This is a genomic window from Rheinheimera sp., assembly GCF_036782235.1.
Taxonomy (GTDB): Bacteria; Pseudomonadota; Gammaproteobacteria; order Enterobacterales; family Alteromonadaceae; genus Pararheinheimera.
Window position 1 is genome coordinate 301,748 of the sequence record NZ_DAIPZL010000003.1, and the last position, 19,129, is coordinate 320,876.

13 protein-coding genes and 1 riboswitch are annotated in these 19,129 nt (G+C 48.7%); of the genes, 5 read left to right on the plus strand and 8 right to left on the minus strand.

Translation table 11 applies throughout. The features are described from left to right. The first annotated feature begins 6 nt into the window (after positions 1–6). Both V7P87_RS05425 and V7P87_RS05430 read left to right on the plus strand, forming a co-directional pair. Positions 7–1,263 (plus strand): glycosyltransferase, encoded by a 1,257-nt coding sequence (locus V7P87_RS05425; protein WP_333796517.1) that lies wholly within the window; start codon positions 7–9, stop codon positions 1,261–1,263. After that, complete coding sequence (locus V7P87_RS05430) at positions 1,260–2,045, plus strand: Nif3-like dinuclear metal center hexameric protein (protein ID WP_442967934.1); 786 nt, start codon at positions 1,260–1,262, stop codon at positions 2,043–2,045. The genes V7P87_RS05425 and V7P87_RS05430 overlap by 4 nt, the downstream gene beginning before the upstream one ends. A gap of 63 nt (positions 2,046–2,108) precedes the next feature. On the opposite strand, the gene V7P87_RS05435 is transcribed toward V7P87_RS05430, so the two are convergent. After that, positions 2,109–2,942, minus strand: a complete 834-nt coding sequence (locus V7P87_RS05435; RefSeq protein ID WP_333796518.1) for a YdcF family protein — start codon at positions 2,940–2,942, stop codon at positions 2,109–2,111. A gap of 6 nt (positions 2,943–2,948) precedes the next feature. Between V7P87_RS05435 and V7P87_RS05440 the strand changes: the two genes are divergently transcribed. After that, positions 2,949–3,722, plus strand: a complete 774-nt coding sequence (locus V7P87_RS05440) for a methyltransferase domain-containing protein (protein ID WP_333796519.1) — start codon at positions 2,949–2,951, stop codon at positions 3,720–3,722. A 107-nt stretch (positions 3,723–3,829) separates the two neighbouring features. Here V7P87_RS05440 and tamB read toward each other — a convergent pair whose 3' ends face one another. From tamB to V7P87_RS05465, 5 genes are all read right to left on the minus strand, one after another. After that, positions 3,830–7,609, minus strand: a complete 3,780-nt coding sequence (gene tamB, locus V7P87_RS05445; RefSeq protein ID WP_333796520.1) for an autotransporter assembly complex protein TamB — start codon at positions 7,607–7,609, stop codon at positions 3,830–3,832. Further along, positions 7,606–9,300, minus strand: a complete 1,695-nt coding sequence (gene tamA, locus V7P87_RS05450) for an autotransporter assembly complex protein TamA (RefSeq protein WP_333796521.1) — start codon at positions 9,298–9,300, stop codon at positions 7,606–7,608. Before tamA ends, tamB begins: the two co-directional genes overlap by 4 nt. 229 nt (positions 9,301–9,529) lie before the next feature. Continuing rightward, positions 9,530–12,370 (minus strand): ATPase, encoded by a 2,841-nt coding sequence (locus V7P87_RS05455; protein WP_333796522.1) that lies wholly within the window; start codon positions 12,368–12,370, stop codon positions 9,530–9,532. Beyond that, the gene (locus tag V7P87_RS05460; RefSeq protein ID WP_333796523.1) at positions 12,363–12,935 is read right to left on the minus strand and encodes a condensin complex protein MksE; all 573 of its coding nucleotides are present in this window, start codon (positions 12,933–12,935) and stop codon (positions 12,363–12,365) included. The genes V7P87_RS05455 and V7P87_RS05460 overlap by 8 nt, the downstream gene beginning before the upstream one ends. A gap of 3 nt (positions 12,936–12,938) precedes the next feature. After that, positions 12,939–14,123, minus strand: a complete 1,185-nt coding sequence (locus tag V7P87_RS05465; protein WP_333796524.1) for a hypothetical protein — start codon at positions 14,121–14,123, stop codon at positions 12,939–12,941. A 224-nt stretch (positions 14,124–14,347) separates the two neighbouring features. On the opposite strand from V7P87_RS05465, the gene nhaD reads away from it, so the two are divergent. After that, positions 14,348–15,568, plus strand: coding sequence for a sodium:proton antiporter NhaD (gene nhaD / locus V7P87_RS05470; protein WP_333796580.1), 1,221 nt, complete (start codon positions 14,348–14,350; stop codon positions 15,566–15,568). Between the two features lie 198 nt (positions 15,569–15,766). Beyond that, positions 15,767–15,938, plus strand: a riboswitch (Lysine riboswitch). 109 nt (positions 15,939–16,047) lie between these two features. After that, positions 16,048–17,433: a lysine-sensitive aspartokinase 3 gene (lysC, locus tag V7P87_RS05475; RefSeq protein ID WP_333796525.1), complete on the plus strand. Its 1,386-nt coding sequence runs from the start codon at positions 16,048–16,050 to the stop codon at positions 17,431–17,433. A 65-nt stretch (positions 17,434–17,498) separates the two neighbouring features. Here lysC and V7P87_RS05480 read toward each other — a convergent pair whose 3' ends face one another. Then, positions 17,499–18,341, minus strand: a complete 843-nt coding sequence (locus V7P87_RS05480; RefSeq protein WP_333796526.1) for an HDOD domain-containing protein — start codon at positions 18,339–18,341, stop codon at positions 17,499–17,501. Positions 18,342–18,534: 193 nt separating this feature from the next. Further along, complete coding sequence (locus V7P87_RS05485) at positions 18,535–19,041, minus strand: DUF3087 family protein (RefSeq protein WP_333796527.1); 507 nt, start codon at positions 19,039–19,041, stop codon at positions 18,535–18,537. Positions 19,042–19,129 lie beyond the last annotated feature (88 nt).

Here is a 19,129-nt window from a genome sequence, read left to right on the forward strand (position 1 = left end):
GTTAGGATGGCGTTATTAGTGGTATTGGGGTACGTCTGGCCGGAGCCTGCTTCATCTGCCGCCGGCTGGCGGATGTTAAGTTTACTTGAGCTGTATCGCAGTCAGGGCTGGCAGGTGATTTTTGCCAGTGCTGCTGAGCGCGGGCCGCACCGCGCTGATCTGACAGCCCTTGGTATCAGCGAAGTGACGATCAGCCTCAACTGCAGCAGCTTCGACCGCTGGATAGCAGAACTACAGCCGGATGCGGTGCTGTTTGACCGTTTTATGCTGGAAGAGCAGTTTGGCTGGCGGGTCGAAGCCGCTTGTCCCAACGCCTTACGGCTGCTTGACAGTGAAGATTTGCATTTTTTACGGGCCGCCCGGCAGCAGGCCTTTAAAGAACAACGTCAGCTAGAGCCCGTAGATCTGCACTCGGAGCTTGCGATGCGGGAAATTGCGGCCATTTTGCGCTCAGATCTGACACTGACTATTTCTGAATATGAAATGGCATTATTGCAGCAACAATTTCAGGTGCCCGCCAGTCAGTTGTTATATTGCCCCTTTTTATTAACACTGCAGCTGCCTTTGGCTTTGCCGGAGTTTGATGAGCGAAAACACTTTGTGTTTATTGGCAATTTTCGTCATGAACCGAACTGGCAGGCGGTGTTGTGGCTGCAGCAAATCTGGCCTTTGATCAGAGCCCAGCTACCTGGTATTGAGCTGCATATTTATGGTGCTTATCCGCCGCCCAAAGCCACCGCACTTCACAACAACAAACAAGGTTTTTTGATCAAAGGCTGGGCTGATGATGCGCACCAGGTGTTGCGTCAGGCCAGAGTTTGTCTTGCTCCTTTACCTTTTGGCGCAGGCCTTAAAGGCAAGTTGATTGATGCGATGCAAAATGGCACCCCCAGTGTCACCACGGCCGTTGGGGCTGAAGGCATGTGTTTAGAGGGGGCGTTTGCCGGCTTGGTGGCTGAGGATAACCACAGTATTGCCCAGGCGGCAGTACGGCTTTACCAGGATGAAGCCTTGTGGCGGGCATCACAGCAACAAGGTTTTGCGATTTTGCAGCAAAAGTTTGCTTTTGAAGCGCTGCAGCCCGGCGTCTGGCAACAACTGGAACAAGCCAGAACAAATCTGAGCCGGCACAGGGCACAACATTTTATCGGCGCCATGCTCAGACAACATCAATTTCGCAGTACCAAGTTTATGGGCCAGTGGATCGAAGCCAAAACCAAACTGGCCGCACTTGAACAATTATCCGGAGCAGAACAACAATGACGCAGCCAACAAAGAGCATCAGCCGGCAACAATTACAGCAACTGCTGGAAGAAAAACTGACTGCCAGCCGTATCAAAGACTATTGCCCCAATGGTTTACAGGTGGAAGGCAAAAGCCAGATCCAAAAGGTGGTGACTGGGGTGACGGCGTCACAAAAACTACTGGATGCTGCGGTAGCTGCTGGTGCCGACGCTATTTTGGTGCACCATGGTTATTTCTGGAAAGGTGAAGATTATGCGGTGACCGGCATGAAAAAACGCCGGCTGCAAACCTTGCTGCAGCACGATATCAATCTGCTCGCTTACCATTTGCCTTTGGATGTTCAGCCTGAGCTTGGCAATAACGCCCGGCTTGGTCAGCTGCTGCAACTGGAAAACCTGCGGCCATTAACTTGCGTTGAGCCTTTGGGGGTGGTGATGCTGGGCGATGTGCCATCTTCTTCGCTCAGCCGCAATGCCCAAGACTGGGCTTTTGTCCTTGAGGCCTTGTTAGAGCGTCAGCCACTGTTACATGCTGCCGGGCCTGCCACCATTCAAACTATCGCCTGGTGTAGTGGCGGTGGTCAGGGTTATATCGACATTGCGGCACAAGCTGGCGCCGATTTATTTTTTAGTGGCGAAGTGTCAGAGCAGACCATTCATAGTGCCGACGAGCTTGGCATCCATTTTATTGCCGCTGGCCATCATGCCACTGAACGTTATGGTATCCAGGCACTGGGGCAGTGGCTTGCAGAGCAAACCGGCATTGAAGTTGAGTTTATTGATCTGCCGAATCCGGCCTGAGCCTGCTGCTGTAGGCTGGGGGAAGGTTCGCTTAACCCGGGGGGCGGTCACTGCAGGCTGTTGTTATTCCGGCTGTGCTAAATCGGGCACCCCGCTTGATGCCTCGGTGTTCTGTGCACTTGTTGTGTTGGCTGACATTTGCCATTGTTGCAGCACCAGCCCCAGATATTCGTAATGCACATAACCCAAAGCACTGATGGCGGTTACAGTGGGAATAAAATGGCTGGGTTTAAGCTCATGATGTAAACGCCGGACGCTAAAGTCGGTCGGTGCCGCTATGATCTGGCCGCGTTTGGCCTGCATTTGCTGATAAAAAGCCACCCAGCGCATGGTTCTTGGCATATGCATGGCCGAGGTGACCAGCGCAACATGGTCCTGGCCGGTCGCAGCCAGCAGACTTTGAATTTCTTCGCGGGTGTTTTGCGGCTGTTGATGCAAACGAATGTGGTCAGGTGCAACCCCCATAGCGATGGCATAACGACGTGCCACTTCGCTGTGCTCAGTCAGCCTGTCGTCAATACGGCCGCTAAAATGCAGCAGGGCTGTTGGCTGTTGGTGCCAAAGCCTGATCCCTTCACTGACTCTGGCCAGTGAGCAGGGTTCCAGCTGACTGGTCAGGGGTAAAAAGTGGCTGTCCTGATGATTACAGCCCAGCACCCATATATGCTGCAGTGGCTGTGGATGAGCTGTTTTGTCATAAGCCGGATATTGCAGCTCGAGCGGCGCGGCCAATTGGTCTACCAGGGGTTTAGTGGTGGCGCCCCAAATCAGCAAAAACAACAAAAGGCTGCCTGCTTTGGCGGCGCCGGGGCGCAATTGATGTAACATAACCAGCAGCAGTGCCAACAACAACAGAATCACGGCTGGCGAGGCCAGAATTTTAACGGGAAATTCCATAACACCATGGCAAAGAAAAAATCGGACCGCAATTTTGACAGTATCGCGGCGAAATTTCAGCAGAATATTTATCAGACAACAAAAGGCCGGTTAAGGCAGTTGGTATTGCAGCGGGATTTATCAGAATGTGAGGCATTAAAACAGCCAAGCCGGGTGCTGGATGTAGGCGCTGGTCAAGGCCAGCTGGCATTGTGGCTGGCGTCATTGGGCCATCAGCTGCTGCTCACGGATTTGTCGGCCGAAATGCTGGCGATGGCCGCAGAAAACGCCAAAAACCAGGGGCTGTCTGAGCACATCAGTATTTTAAACACCGGCCTTGCTGAGTTGGCAACACTGGGCAAGCAATATCCGGTGGTGCTCTGTCATGCCGTACTGGAGTGGCTGGCTGAGCCTGAACTTGCCATAGCGCAGCTGTGGCAGCTGCTGGAGCCAGGCGGCACCTTATCACTGATGTTTTACAACCTGGACGCCAAAAGGTTTTCCAATATTGTGTATGGCAACTTTAATTATGTGCTACGCGATTTGGCCTATAAGAAAAAAGTCAGTTTAAGCCCGCAGCATCCACTGAATCCTCTGGATGTACATCGCTGGTGTCAGGTACAGGGTTTTGAATTATTAAGTAAAACCGGGGTGCGTTGTTTCCACGATTATTTACGGGACCGTTCAGAGCAGGAGACTGAGTTTGATAAATTGCTGGAAGTGGAGCTCAGATACAACCGCACCGAACCTTATGCGTCGTTAGGGCGTTATCAGCATTTGTTGTTAAAGAAACCGCTTTAACTGCAGGCGCTAATCAAAAAATAATGATAAAAAGATCAGCTAAAACTGGTCTTTTTTGTAGTAGCGGCTGGATGGACTTTTATAAGGCGCTGTTTTGAGGTGATTTTTTAATCAAACTCCACTTTATATAATAAATCTACTGAGGTGTTGACGCTTTTAACCGCCTCTAAATACAGTTTTTTCATCAGACGGTAGCGCAGGGTAAATTCACCAAAGGGAGTAAAAATACCCACCCCATATTTCACCTGCAATTTAGGGGACAAATAACCACTGACCGTCACTTTGGAGTCGGTGCCGCTGCCGGCGGTGTCAAGGCTGAGCTCTTTTAAACCAAACACCTCGCCTAACTGCCCTACCAATTTACCGCTGCTGGCAATCCCAATCCCAATCAGGCTGGTGGTCATACTTTTATCTGAGCTATTGCTGTTTAAATCCCGTCCCATCAGCAAATAAGCCAACGCATTGGCCTGGGGTTTGGCCGGCGTGGAGAATACTTCCACCACAGGACTGTCGGCTAAGCCATTGACTCTTAAGCCGGCAATGACACCATCTTCGGTTTTTTCCGGATTGCGGATAGCTTCTATGGCCATTAGTGGTTCATCGGCAGGGCCGTTAAAATTCAGCCGGCCTTTGCGTAATTGCAAATCCTGGCCATAAGCACGGAAAGTACCGTTTTGCAGGTTGACCTGGCCATGTACAGTCGGTTGTTTGCCATTTTGCCGTACTCTTAATTCACCTTCCAGCCGGGTTTTTAAGCCAAAAGCGGCCAGTCGGACATTGTCGCCCAGCAGCACTTTGACATCCGAACTCAGTCGCCATTGTTCGGTCGCCAAATTATCCAGCTCCTGAGTATTAATTAAAATTTCATCATCTGATACCCGGGTGGCCTCTTGTGGCAGGTCATCAACTTCAATTTTGCCCTGCGGAATATCCACTAAACCTGTTAAACGGCCGCCCTTGGCATCGGCGTTAAATTGTAAATCCGGCGACAAGGTGAGTGTAGTGTTGGGCAAATGCACACTAACTTGTTCACCTTTGAGTGCCAGTTTGGCGTACCAGAGCGCAGTTTGTTGCCAGTCTGCCTGACCTGTCATATTGAGCTGACCTGAAGGGGTCACCAGCTCTCCGGCCAGATTACCCGAAAAGCCATCCAGCGTCAGTTGAAGTGTTGCTTGCTGAATATCCATTGGAGCCTGACGGCCGGTTAATATTAGCTTCTCGAGGGCCAGAGTGCCGCGTAGCTGTGGATGATCTAGAGCACCAGTGGCGCTGATATCGCCGTTCAGCTCAGCCTGAAACTGGCTGTAGTCGTTGAGCAAAGGCCTTAAAAAGGCTAAATCCATCGCTTTAAGCTGAAATCTGGCATCGATGGTTTTATCGGCACTATCGAGCTGTTGCAGCTTCAGCGCTAGCCTGGCATCACTTTTCTCTGAAAAAATCAGCTTAAACTCAGATTGCAGTTCGTTATTTTGTAAGCTTGCGTTTAGGCTGAGCTGTTGCCATGGCACTTCCAACAAGCTGGAACTCTGATAATTCAGCAGGCCGGCGCCGCCTTGCAGCTTCAGATTGAAGCTTGGCAGCTGTTTCGGTTGCCAGCCTAAAGAAAAGGCGCCATCCACCCGGCCACTTAAGCTTTGATGCTGCTCAAGCAGGGGACTGAGCGCCGCCAAATCAAGTTGTGTCAGTTCCGCGCTAATAGCGCCTGTTGTGGCCGACAGTGTTTTATCCGCCTTCAGGCAAATTGTTGCGGCTTTGTCCTGCCAACAGGACGGGCTGAAGGTCAGTGTCTGTTGTTGCCGCTGCCAGCTTGTTTGCAGGCTCTGCTGCAGCTGCCAGTCGCCCATATCAGATTTAAATCTGGCTTCCTGCCAGTTAACCTGCCAATTCTGAGTGTCGAGGCTGCCTTCCATAGCTATTGCCGCCTGCAGCTGATGACTATCCAGTTGCAGATGACTCTGATGTTGTTGCGCTGTGCCTGTCAGTTGCCAGTCCAGTTGTTGCAGTTGAATACCCGGTGCCTGACCTTCTTTGGCGGTCAAAGATAACGAAGAGTGCTGCTGACCTAAAGCTGCCAAGGTGCCTCGTAGCGCAAAACTGGCCAGTGCATAATCGTCCTGATAATTCAGCTGCTCAGCGTGCAGATCCAGTTCCAGGCTTGGATTTTTGGCGGCGCCTGTCAGTTTAATTAAACCAGTTAACCGACCTTCACTTTGCGCCACACTTTGTGACAGGTCCGACACCTGGAGCACAACTTCTGCATCCCAAAGGTCTGTCAGCAGGCCTTTGGCCGACAGCTGGTTTGGACCATGACTGAGTGCCAGCCCCGGGCTTTGCAATGCCCAGAATTCGTTTTGTTGTTCAAGTGTTAAGCTGCCTTGCAGTTGCAGGGGCAGTTCACGTAACTGCCCCTGCAGTTTAATCACCGGCAAGGCGAGTTTGATTGTCGCGGGTTTAACATCGGCATCAAGGCTGAGTTCGCCCGACAGGCTGCCTGGATAATCAGCCCAGAATAAACCAGGCTTCAGTTGTTTTAGCACTAGGTTACTTTGAATTTGTTGTGCGGTTAAATCTACAGTCGCAGATGCCTGCAGATCGCCGCCCAGGGTTTGCAAATCCAGTTGTTGGATCTGCAAGGTTGCAGGTTTTGCCTGATAACGGGCGGCTAACTTCAGTTGAGCTGTGGGTAAATCCGGCAACTGCAACTGACTGTTGCCGACAAAATCAAAAATGGCAGTGGAGCCCTTGAGTTGCAGTTGCAGATTGCCAAGGCGGTATGTTTTTGGCTCTGTTGTATCTGCATCAGCTTTAGGTTCGTCTTCGGCAGGCATTTTATATTGCAATGCATCGGAGCTCAGGTTAAGTACAAATTCAGGCTGTGGCTTGGTTAGATCCAAAGTGCCGGCGAGGGTTGCCTGCTGCGCGCCCAGCAGCTTTGCATTGAGCGCAATAGAATCAAGCGGCCCTTGCAGACTGAGTTGCAGCTGTTGTTCAGCGAGCCAGGGCTGCGTTGTGATCTCAAGCTGTAGGTCAATAGACTGCTGTTGTTGCGGCTTGAGATCCAGTTGACTGCGAAACTTGAGTAACGGCGTTTTTGCGTCGAAGTCGGCAATAGCCAGTTGCCAGTGCTGGTGGCTGAAATTGGCCTGTAATTGCGCTTTGGTTAGCTGCAGCTCGGTGTGCTCAGCGTCCAGTAACTCAATGTCATCAAGCAGCAGACTTTTGATGCTAAGCTGCAGCGGCAGCTTTATGCTGCTAAGGTCCGGCAAAGCCGGCACAGGTGGCAATTGCCAACCCTGGGTGATGGCGGCCGTTGTTTTGGCTTTGGGCTTTGGCCTGGTGTTTTGGGGGCTAAGCATCTGCTGTATTCTGAACTGACGCACCAGGCTATCGCCCAGTGTTACCTGATCCTGTTGCCAGTGCAGGCTGCTTTGCAGCGCGCCCAATTGCAGTCGAAATTGCGGCTGTGCAAAAGTGGCGTTGTGCAGAGAGAGTTCGTCAATCCGGATCGGTAGTGGGGCAGAGAGCACCGTGATTTCGTTGTTTGCTTTATCATTTTCCTGAGTTTCACTGATGCTGACAGCTACACCTTCCAGCTTCAGATAATGTAAACAAAGTGCATTAATGCTCAGGCAGCGCCAGTCGAGCCTGCTTTGCAGACTTTTTACGCTGATTTGCTGTTGTTCGTCCTGATATTGCACATCCAATAAAGTAAAACCACGCCATAAGTCGCCATTGATACTGCCAATCGTCAAAGTCGGCAAATACCCCTGTGCAATCAAAGCGCCCAGTTGCAAACTTAAGTTGGTGCCAATCAGCGCAAGGCAGATCAGCAGAATGGCCAGCAGGCTCAGTAAAAATCTTTTAAGCAGATACCAGCTGAGCTTCATAATTCGGGGCCAAGGGTAAAGTGAATACGAAAGTCGGTACCGGGTTTGGCGTCCAGGCCAAAAGCAAAATCAAGCCGTACCGGGCCTATTGGCGATGCCCAGCGAATACCGGCGCCGACACCACGTTGCCAATCCGGGTTTTGGTTCCAGACGCTGCCATAGTCGGTAAATAGCGCCAGCCACCAGTCGCCTTTGACTCTGTGTTGATATTCCATACTGGCCACCGCCATATGCAAACCGCCAATATACAGGCCTTGTGCATCCTGAGGCGCTACAGTGCGGTATTGATAACCACGCAGGCTGTTGTCGCCACCGGCAAAAAAACGTAAAGACGATGGAATACTCTCAATGCTTTCCTGCAATATGGTGCCGGCGTCCAGACGCAGCAACCAACGTTTATCAGCACTCCAGCTACCAATCCAGCCGGCTCTGCCGCGCAAGCGGATAAAGTCGGTGTCCGAGCCCCAGCTTTGGTCGGCAATTTCGGCTGCCAGCAGATAATAATTTGCCTGTTGCGGCATACTGCCCCCGCTGTTGGTTCCCTTGCTAAAACTGATGCCCGGCATAAACAGGTTGGAGGTGGCTTCCTGGGTGCCTTGTAAATAATCTTCATACAACCAGCGCATCGACAGATTTCGACTCCAGCCGCTTTTGAGAAGCCAGTTGCGCTCGGCCAGCAGATTAAATTCCTGACTGACAGTGTCGAGTTTATCGAGGTTTTTGTAGCCCAATACAAACTGGTAATAGTCGTTAGTGACATCCCGCAGCGGCATTTTGTAGCGGGTTTCCAGCAGTTGCTCCGGATTGGATAAAGCTAAGTTGGCACCCAGGCTATGGCCTCTGTCATTAAGCCAGGGTTTTTCCCATTTGGCTTTGAGCCGGCCTGCCACGTCAGTTTCATAACCGATACCTGTCTCCACATTGTTTTTCAGCGCTGGTGTTAGTTCGATGCGAAGCGGCAATTCGCCGTTTTTACGGTTGTCGACGTCGGCTTCAAGGTTGATGCTGCTAAACCAGTTGGTGGTGGCCAGGGACTGACTCAGCTCGCCCAAAAGGCGGGCAGAGTAGTGGTCGCCTTTGCGGAATTTTAATAAGGATTTCAGTCTGGCCTGCCTGATTTGTGAACCATGAAAACTGATGTCGCCAAATTTATATCTTTGGCCTGAGTCAAAATACAACCGCACTGTGCCGCGCCTGTCGCCTGGTTTGACATAAAGTTCGGTGCGGGTAAATTTGGCATCAAAAAAACCTTTGCGATTGGCCAGGCTCATCAGCTCACTTTTGAAATTTTCGTATTTACCATGGTGCATGCGCTCGCCTTTTTTTGGCGCGGCGTTTTTCAGAAGTTGCAAAAACTGGGTGTCTTTGGCTGCACCACCATAAATCCGCAAATCATTGGTTTGAATATACACATATTTATTGGCAGTGATTTTGGCTGTGAGGATGTAATTGTCGTTGTCTTTTTTATCAATAAAATCAACAACTACTTGATAATAACCTAAACCTCTGAGCGCCTTTTTAATATCGCGGCTGACCCGGTTTTTAAAGCGGGACGAGCTGTTAATTTCAGCTTCAGTGATAGATGACAGGTAAAGCTCAATATTTTCCTTACGCTCGCCTGTAACACCAATCAGTTCAATCCGATTGGCAGCATCAGCCCGAGCCGGCGTAACAGCAAGCCACAACAGCATCAACAGCAGAAAAACAGTGTGAAAACTCAGTCCGCGAATGACGAAACTCCTTGTCCGGATAAAAAAACAACAGCCGCTGGCTTGGGTTAAAACGCCTGCGTCGACTTGTTGGCTCTGAGTAAAACTGCCAGCAAAAGTTCAGCGGCAACAACTTAACTGCCTGATTTTTCATCAGAACAGCAGCTGTTGCCACAAGCTGCCCGCCCGGCATGAGACAGGCAACAGAGACTTAGCCCGCCAGCTCAGCCTCGTCATCCACTTTGTCTTCAGTTAACAAAGGCTCGGCACTGCCAATTTGTTCACAGAGGATCCAGTCCTTTTCATCCACCCAGTTTTGTGCGCCGTTTTTCACAGTGCGGATCGGCACTATATAACGGCAGCTGGTTTGTGGTTTCACCGAGGCAAAAATAGGCACAAAACCAAAATTCAGTGCAGTTTCAATGAGCGCCTGTTGGTTATGCGGGTCAATGTCGGCTGCTTCGTCGATATAAATCGGAATACGGTATTTACCCCTTTCCCGTTCAGCCAATAACTGACGAATAAACAACATGCCACACAATAACTTAATGGTAATACGGGTACCGTTGGAGCCTGCTGAGTCTATTTTGTCAAAATACTCCACTTCACCGGCGCGGTTCACCACTTTAAAACGGATATCAAATAAATCCGACAACGTCAGGCCCGATTTTTCGCTGGCTGCCTGAATCAGATAATCTTTGGCCGCATTAATTTCGCGCTCATCAGTGGTGACCCCTGGGGCTAACAAGTCGAGCGTGTCGCCTTGCTGATAGGCATCCGAGGTGGTCAGAATAGTATCGATATGGCCGACCAGCAGTTTGCGGTCGACAATCTCAATTTTAAAATCCTGCAAATTAGAGATTTGATGACGCCAGATGCCGCGGTTAAAGCTATTGAGCTCACGGTGCAGGCGGTCTAAATCTGATCTTAAACCTTTAAGCGTGGACGCAACTTCAGTCAGCGCCACTCTGGCACGGCGTTCAATAGCTTCACGCTCTTTATCCAGATGGTGAAAGGCCTGGATCAGCTTCTGATATTTGGCGTCTTCATCAGTTTCGGCTTCAAATTTGCTGATGCCGGCATTAAAAATAAACAAATAGGTATTTTTAATGTTGATGTCCAGAAGCTTCAGCTCCTGACAATGTTTATTGTAAGAGCGCAGCTCGTCGGCCAGATTGTCGTATTCGAGGTTAATCTCAATTGGATAAGGTGTGATACGGCCGCTGTAAAAATCCAGCTGAAAATCAATGCGTTCTTTTTTCTCGTGCTCAATACGTTCAAGCTGACGTTTCAGCTGATCCTGTTTATTGGTCACCAGATTACGCCGGTCCGACAAGCTGCTGGCTTTATGCTGCACTTCCGATAGTTGCTCGTGCAGAATTTCTTCTTCACGCTCGAGCTCATCGACTAAATCCTGTTGCTGATCACGCAGCTCGCGCATTTGTTCAAAACGGGCAAAACGTTTTAAATCTTCTTCAGCTTGCAGCATATCTGCGTATAAACGCTCTTTTTCGCGGGTTTTGCCCGCTAAATCCTGAGCCACTTCTTCCTGCTGCTCCAGCGTGGCCAGGGTCAGTTGCAGTGCTTCAATCTGCTCTTTGAGCTGAATTTTGCCTTCAACCCCTGTCATATCCGGGGCTGATAAATGTGCTAAATCAATGACAGCACCTTTGAGATGCAATTTGCCCTGACGGAAACAATCGGCGAGGGCACTTAATTGCTCGCCAAATGCATCGTCATCCGTGATTTGTACATCACCGCCAGTTGCGGTCGACAGCGACAATAAATCCGGGTTCAGCGCTTTAATCAGTTGCTGCACTTCAGGCAAGGATAAATCTTCGCGAAGCCTGGAATACAGGTTGTATTCCAGGTTTTTCAGCTGCAACTTTAAGCTTTTCAGCTGCTTCTGGGTTTGCGCCTGTTGATGCGCCAAGGTGGTAGGGTTTAAATTGGCTGCACCTTGCAGGCTGTGGCTTAACGACTCATAACTCTGGCGGATATTGGCAAGGTTGGATTGCAGGGTTGCCAGATTGGTCAGGCCAAAACGCAGTGCCAGGGTGTCGTGTTCACTAAACCATTGTTGCAGCTCAATTTTACGACCGGACAGTTCTTTGATTTGGCCCACGTATAAACGCTGTTTTTCTTCCAGCTGGCTTTTTTCGCGGTGTAGCTCTTCGAGGTTATTCGACAGTTCGCCTTGTTGATCTTCTAAATAACTCTGAAATTCCACCAAAGCTTTGTCCAGTTTTGGTGCATAAGCGCCTAAACGGCCTTTGAGTACAGCGCGGTTTTCCAGCAGGTTTTCCAGCGCTTCCACCGCCTGTTGCTGGTTTTCCAAAGCTTTCAGCTCGCGCCTGTCGCGGTTTACTTTTTCAAAGGCATTGTGCCAGACAGTGTAAAAATCGACTTTGGGGTCGCTTAAATGGCGGGCAAACACCGGCAATAATAAACGTTTGACGTCCTGCGCTGTTAAGCGGTGCAGGTTTAAAATACGGCGGAAAATGTCTTTGTATACAGGGGCATCGCTGACATTGGTCAGCGGGATCATCCGCAGGTTAATTTTGCTGTCATAAGGCGTGGCGCCGCCGGTTAAAAGGGCATTCAGCTCAGCAGGTTTCAGCTCTAAAGGGTCAAAACCCAGCTCACGTAAATGATGATCCAGCTTGTTGTATTTCACAATGCTGTTGTTGACCAGATAATGATCAAGGTTCAGCTTGCCGTTGTAGCAAAAATACTGGTACTGATAACCGGCAATTTTACCAAGGCCCGCCACACCAATGACCACAGGACCATTGGGTAAGTTGGCTTCCAGCAAAATGTAACTCTGGTCGGTGCCAAAATAAAATTTACGGGTTTCGTCTAAATCGTGGCCGTCCCATTCGGTTAAGCGTAAATCGTTAATGAGCGGAAACTGCAAAGCGTTAATGACCGAGCTTTTCCCTGTGTTGTTGGGCGCGCAGATTGACGCTGCGTCATCGAGCGGGATCACACACTTGGCGTAACCTGCGGTATTTAATAAAGCGAGCTTGGTTAAGCCGTATAACTCAGACATCGGCCTGGCCCTCTGTGTTGGTATCCTCTGTGTTGGTTTCTTCGGTCAGCTGATCAACCGCCATTAAGGCATCAAGGTAACGGTAGATAGGGGACAGCAACTTAAATTGTTCACCCTGGGCTTTGGCAAAACCGTAACGTACCATGCGGTTCATCACTTCCCGTTTGAGGTCAGTGGCTGAATACACTTCCAGCTGCTCAAACAGGTGATATTGCTGCTGCAAAATGCTGGCGAGAATTTCATGGCTGATTTCTTCGTCAAATAACGCCCGCAGCGGGTCCTGGCCTTTGTCTGCAAAAAACTCCACCAGGGCATAAGTGGTCAGCGCAAATAAACGGGAAATCTTGCCCATATTGACGGTGGCATCGTCTACTTCAAAATGGAAAAAACCGCGGCTGTCACGTTTGAGCTGATGACCCAGGGCGGTAAATAATGCGCTGTAGGCGTCTTCGTTATTGTCGAGCTCCTGCCAGAGGGCAAAATCCTGCTCGCTGATATGAAAACCAGTGCTGAGTTTTTTATAAATGTCAGCCAGCTGGCTTAGTTGTTCCAGTTCAATCTGCATCAGTTAATTTCCTGACTGTGCTGTGGGGGCAAAAGGGTGAAGTGTCAGGCGATAACCATTGACTTCAAGCTCGGTTAACTGCTCTAAATGTTGCAGTTTCAGGCTTGGGGCTCGGCTAAGCTCCTGATACAAAAATAACATTTCATCTACCGGCAGCTGTGGGTAACTTTTGGCAAGCCAGAGTGATAAATCGGTATTGGCTTTTTGCGTGCGGGCAAATTTCAGTACATCAGCCAGCTCAGGTACACGGATATTATGGTGTGCGGCCTGGTCAACCTGCTGTGGCATCTGATACAGCTCGTCCTGATAATCCACCAGTTCGGCCATATAACTGGTGATTTGGTTGGCCGAGCCCAGACTGAATTTTTGATGATCAGAGCTGAATTTAGGCACCAATTGTTCAAGCGTTGGCTCCAGGCCTTTTTTACGCAACAGTGCCAATAAAGCGCTGGCGTTACGTGACAATAAGGTGTTTTTCCGCAGCTCTTCCCTCAGTGGCATCAGCACGTCTGTGCTGCGAATAAGTGATTCACGGCCCAGCTGGTTCATTTCCAGCAAGCGGGTGCGCAGCTGTACTAAAGGTTCTTTTTCACCCTGCAAAAAGCCGGTTTGTTCAATATGAATAATTAAGTCGCTGAGCAGCAATTCCAAAGCAGCAATGCTGTGCTGGAAAGGGCCATTGATATCAATCATCTGCAGCACAGGCTCTATGTATTCATCAAAAGCTTCCATCACAGCGCTGTATCTTTTGGCCAAACTTAATTTGCTTTCGTCAGCTTTGGCTTGTTCGACCAAATGCAAAATGGCACTTTCGTTTTTACGAAAATGCTTTACCACTTCACGCACTCTTTCGTCCATTAAACGAATAAAACGGCGCATTTCACTGACATCTTTATTGTCGGCGGCGGCTTTGAGTTTGCCACGCAGGCGGTCTAAATCTTCAATCCGGCTTTGAATATCACCGACAGTGCCAAGCTGGTGCTCCTGCGTCAGGAACTGAATAAATTCGAGCACGGCTCGGTTCAGTTCGAGCTGACTGGATTTGGCCAGTGGGATCAGCACTTCCTGCTGCAATAACCTCTGGGCTTCACGAAACACCTGTTCGCTGCTCAAAGCTGGCGCGTGGCGCTGGATCAGCGCCTGCACATCCTGAAAACTGAAACTACCAAGCGCACTGCGACTTGCCAATGTTTCCAGAACAGGCCAGTGGTCGTCGAGGCACTTAATGATTTTTTTTGCTGATAGCATGAACTCGTAACTTTTTGTTAAAAAATTAAGGGGTATAGACCAATGTATGCCCAGTTGTGGATGGTGATAACTGACTGACGATGCTAGAATGCCGCCCCGCAAATTGGTCACTTCCACTGTCTACAATCTGGTGAAAATATATGTTAACAGCCGTAATACTGGGCATGGTTGCCCTAGCTTTTGTGCTCATCGTTATAGAGGATATTATCCACGTAAACAAGGCAAAAACGACACTTTTTTTCGGTACTCTGTGCTGGATTTTAGCATTTATTTTTCCAATGCATGGTGCTACAAGTGCCGAAGTTAGCGAGCAGTTAAACCATAACCTGTTAGAAATAGCCACTTTGTGGTTGTTTTTGATGTCAACTATGACTTTTGTCGCTTATCTCAATAGCAAAGGTTTTATTTCGCAGATGGTGCAACGCATGTTGCCTTCGCAATTATCTGAGCGCCGGCTGATGTTTATTATCGCCGCTTTTGCTTTTGTATTTTCTTCTTTTGCCGACAACGTTACGGCAACCCTGGTGTCCATCGCGGTGATTGCCAGTTTAAAAATGGACGTGAAAAAACGGATTAAATACGCAACCCTGATTATTTTTGCGGTGAACAGCGGCGGTGTGTCGCTAATTACCGGCGATGTGACAACTTTGATGTTTTTCCTGGCCGGCAAAGTAACTATCGCGCATTTGTTACTGCTGGTTGTGCCAGCGTTTTTGTCGGTGGCAGTGCTGGCAATTCTGTTATCGCGTGGTATGAAAGACCGAATCACCATTGAAAAATCAACCAAACCTATCGAAAAAGCCGATGCCATTATCGCCGGTATTTTTGCTGCCACCATCGGCTCAACGCTGCTGCTGAATATCCTGTTCCAAATCCCGCCTGTGCTGACCTTCCTGTTTGGTCTTGGCATAATGTTCTTAAGTGCTCAGTATTTATTGCGCAAAAAAGCCACCCAAAGCATTTTGAATTATGTGCGCGAAGTGGAGTTTGAAACTCTGTTATTTTTCTTAGGCGTGTTGTTGCTCGTTGGTATTTTAAAAGAAGTGGGATTCCTGAATAACTTCACTAACCTGTACCAAGTATTACCGCCGCTGCAGGCTAACTATCTGATGGGGATTTCGTCGTCACTGATCGATAACGTGCCATTGACAGCTGCGCTGTTAAAAGCCGATCTGAGCATGAGCACAGCGGAATGGCTGTTGTTAACTTATGCCACAGGTGTGGGTGGTTCCATTTTAATTATCGGCTCTGCCGCCGGTATTATTGCGATGAGCAAAATTAAAGAACTGACCTTTGGCAGCTACTTCAAAATGGCCGGCTATCTGCTGTTTGCATATACGTTAGGTTACAGCGGTGTGTACTTTTTTGGTCAGTTCGCAAGTTAACGGTAACACAGGAAAAACGGAGCTGGTGCTCCGTTTTTTTTGCTCTGTATTTAAATACAACTACTTAGTGCGGTTTGTTATTGGGTGAGCGCACAGAAGCTAATACATGCTAGCGGCAATGGTGCCAATATAGACATCTAAAAGTCTGTTGCCTTTTGCAAAAAACTACAGTATCTTGGCGGCGTCAATCATATCCGATAGACCAGAAGAGGAGCGTTCACCAGGTAGTTCAGGCTAGGTAGCTATAAACCTTAACCTGAATAATGGGGATGAACGCCGAGGATAAACTGCCATAGCAACAGTTTGTCCGGTCAAAAGGGCTGAATCCCTGCGACTGTCACCTGAAACCCGGTGGAGAGCTTCTGGCCTTTGTTCGTCTGTTATCAGGCTGCAAAGCATAGCTTTTTGCTATGTACGCTGCCTGATGCTCATGCTGCAAATGCCATGCTCTGCTTATGTTTTTTATAAGGAGAGAAACCTTGTTAAATCCGCAAAATACTGCAGCAACTGCTGCGCCTGTTGTGAACCCTGATGCTTTTATCGTTGCCAAATTTGGTGGCACCAGTGTGGCTGATTTTACTGCCATGTCGCGTTGTGCCGACATTATTCTGGCCGATCCCAATATCAAGCTGATTGTGGTCAGTGCCAGCTCAGGCGTGACCAATTTATTGGTCGACATCGCCAAAACATCTGACATAACCCTTCGGCTTGAGCATTACAGCGGCATAGAACGTATTACTTACAATGTGTTGCGTCAGTTGCAGCAACAACATCTGGTTGGCGCAGCCATAGAACAACTTTTGCTTGAGTTAAAAACCCTGCTGCAGCTTGAGCGTGATTTCAGTGACGCTGAAAAAGATTTATTGTTATCTTTTGGTGAGCGGTTAAGTTCAGTTTTATTTGCGCAGGTGCTGGCCGAGCGGGGGGCGGCAGTCAGTAGTTTTGATGTGCGCCGCGTGATGCGTACCGACAGTCGTTTTGGCAAAGCCGAACCACAAATTGAAGCCATTGCCAGCTTAACAGCACAATATCTGTTACCGCTGTTAAAACAACAACTGATTGTCACTCAGGGTTTTATCGGTGCTGACGCCAGCGGCCAGACCACCACTTTAGGCCGTGGTGGTTCCGATTACAGCGCCGCTATTTTAGGTGAAGCAGTAAGTGCCCGTGTGGTGCAGATCTGGACTGATGTGGTGGGTATTTTTACCACAGATCCCAGACTCACCAGTGCCGCCCGTTGTATTCCGGAAATTAGTTTTGACGAAGCGGCCGAAATGGCAACTTTTGGTGCCAAGGTATTACATCCGGCGACCCTGATCCCGGCGATGCGGCAAAATATTCCGGTCTTTGTTGGCTCAAGCCGTGAGCCAGAAGCTGGCGGCACCTGGATCTCCAAACAGGTCGATACCAAACCATCCTACCGTGCAATTGCACTGCGTAAAGCCCAGACTTTAATTACAGTAAAAAGCCCGGCTATGCTGCATGCTGCCGGTTTCCTGGCACGGGTGTTTGATATTTTAAGCCGCCATCAGATCTCGGTGGATTTGGTCACCACCTCTGAAATAAGTGTGGCTTTAACACTGGATGACGCACCGGGCAGTGCCTTTAGCCATTCGATTGAACCGGCGCTCTCGGAGCTGAAAGCTTTTTCTGAGGTCACTGTGGAGCAGGATTTGAGTTTAATTGCGGTGATAGGTAATCACTTGCATAGCACCCGTGGTGTCACAGGTTCGTTATTTCAGGCGCTGGAAAAAATTAATATGCGGCTGATTTGTCATGGTGCCAGCCGGCATAATTTGTGTTTCCTGGTTGAAGATAAAGAAGCGGCGACTGTGGTGAAAGAGTTGCATCAGGCGCTGTTTTAATCCCAACAAAAAAACCGCCAAATGGCGGTTTTTTTATCACTGATGTTTTGTTAAGCAAACTTTTGTTAAGCAAATAATGTTTTGATTTCGTTCAGCCGTGCCACAAAATCAGGTGAACGGTAAAAATCGGTCGAAGGGATCAAACCCAGATCGACAAAAGGTTTTAGCAGCTGTGCTGTTTCACCTTCGCCATGGAAACGATTTTGTTTAATAGCGGCAATACGAATAAAGTCGACATAAGAAGGGTGAGCCGGCTGATAAGCTGGCATATCCCACTGTTCAGCCACTTCAATTAGTTCATTCGGGAAACCCCAGGTACGCAAAATAGTTGCGCCGATTTTTCCGGAAATATTGGTGATAGCACCTTTGATAAAGTTTTCATCTCCAAAAATATCCAGCTGTCTTTCCGCTTCAGTCAAAATGGGTAAAGCACCGATATTGTGGACTAAACCGGCCAGTGTCATGGTATCAAAGTTTAACGCAGGGTTTTTAAAATTGGCATTGTGCTGTGCCATGGCCGTCAGGGCAAAAGCGGTCAACTCCAAGGTTTCAGTCCAAACCAGGTCCATTTGTTTTTTGATAAAAGCCGTTTTTGATACAAACAGCTGTTCCATCGCCATGGCCGTGACCACGTTTTTGATATAACGCAGACCGATACGGGTGGTGGCCTGATGCAGCGAATTGACATGCACACCACGACCGACAAAAGCACTGTTGGCCACTTTCATAATGCGGGCTGACAAAGCCGGATCATGCGAAATCATGTCGGCCATCTGGTTCAGATTTACATTAGGATCATCTGCCATTTTGCGGATTTTTAACGCAATTTCCGGAAGGCTGGGTAAAACTAAACTATCGTTGCGGATTTTTTCGACGAGAATGGTTAATAAAGCATTTTGCGCAGTCATATCAGAACCCTGTAACAGCTTGTTGTTATTGGAAAGAGACAAAGTGTTGTTTGATTATTGTCTATTCTTTCTTGCTTTCACAGCCGGATGATTAAAAAAATATCCTGATGAAAAAAATATTTTATATTTAGGAACAGAGAGTTAGCTTTAGTGTGTGAAATTTACTTTTGTCCCTGAAATGACTTTTAGCGCCCTAGAATTTATCCAGCAGACTACGCTGATATTGGCCAGGATCCAGTTTCAGGCCGGTCTGTCGGATCTTATCTTCCAGTTGAATCAGCTCCAGCTCCAGTTCCTGCAAATTAAGGACGTTATCATCCAGCTGCCACAACTGTCTGGAGCCATGGTAGTTGTACAACATGATAATCATGGCATCGACATTGCCGCTGTTGCAGGCCTGTTTCAGGTGGGTCAGTTTGCGGTTAATCAGATTCAGCTCTTGTTTTAAATCCCAGACGTATGCCACTTCATAAAAATAAGGGGTATGTTTTAACTTTTTTAAGCAGGCGGCAGCAATAAATCCACCAATGCTGACCCCCAGCAAATTCCAGATAAAGTTATCGCCTTGTGGCCCGCCAAAATAGTGGATCAACAAACTGGACAGTCCCACGCCAAGCGCTGCAAAGACCGCAATAGCCGCCACAATAATCACATTCAGGTGACTGCGGTAAGTATCTTTATTGATATCTTTAATTTGCATAACAGATGTACATCCAAAGCTCAGTTGTTGTTCTGGCAGCGCGGCTTTACGCCAACTGCAAAAATGAGGCAACGAGATAGCAGCCTGT

Excerpts from the sequence above, each read along its gene's own strand:
- V7P87_RS05485 (WP_333796527.1), bottom strand. The coding sequence starts at position 19,041 with ATGCAAATTAAAGATATCAATAAAGATACTTACCGCAGTCACCTGAAT.
- V7P87_RS05480 (WP_333796526.1), bottom strand. The coding sequence starts at position 18,341 with ATGACTGCGCAAAATGCTTTATTAACCATTCTCGTCGAAAAAATCCGC.
- tamB (WP_333796520.1), bottom strand. The coding sequence starts at position 7,609 with ATGAAGCTCAGCTGGTATCTGCTTAAAAGATTTTTACTGAGCCTGCTG.
- V7P87_RS05460 (WP_333796523.1), bottom strand. The coding sequence starts at position 12,935 with ATGCAGATTGAACTGGAACAACTAAGCCAGCTGGCTGACATTTATAAA.
- V7P87_RS05440 (WP_333796519.1), top strand. The coding sequence starts at position 2,949 with ATGGCAAAGAAAAAATCGGACCGCAATTTTGACAGTATCGCGGCGAAA.
- V7P87_RS05455 (WP_333796522.1), bottom strand. The coding sequence starts at position 12,370 with ATGTCTGAGTTATACGGCTTAACCAAGCTCGCTTTATTAAATACCGCA.
- tamA (WP_333796521.1), bottom strand. The coding sequence starts at position 9,300 with ATGCTGTTGTGGCTTGCTGTTACGCCGGCTCGGGCTGATGCTGCCAAT.
- V7P87_RS05430 (WP_442967934.1), top strand. The coding sequence starts at position 1,260 with ATGACGCAGCCAACAAAGAGCATCAGCCGGCAACAATTACAGCAACTG.
- V7P87_RS05425 (WP_333796517.1), top strand. The coding sequence starts at position 7 with ATGGCGTTATTAGTGGTATTGGGGTACGTCTGGCCGGAGCCTGCTTCA.
- nhaD (WP_333796580.1), top strand. The coding sequence starts at position 14,348 with ATGGTTGCCCTAGCTTTTGTGCTCATCGTTATAGAGGATATTATCCAC.
- V7P87_RS05435 (WP_333796518.1), bottom strand. The coding sequence starts at position 2,942 with ATGGAATTTCCCGTTAAAATTCTGGCCTCGCCAGCCGTGATTCTGTTG.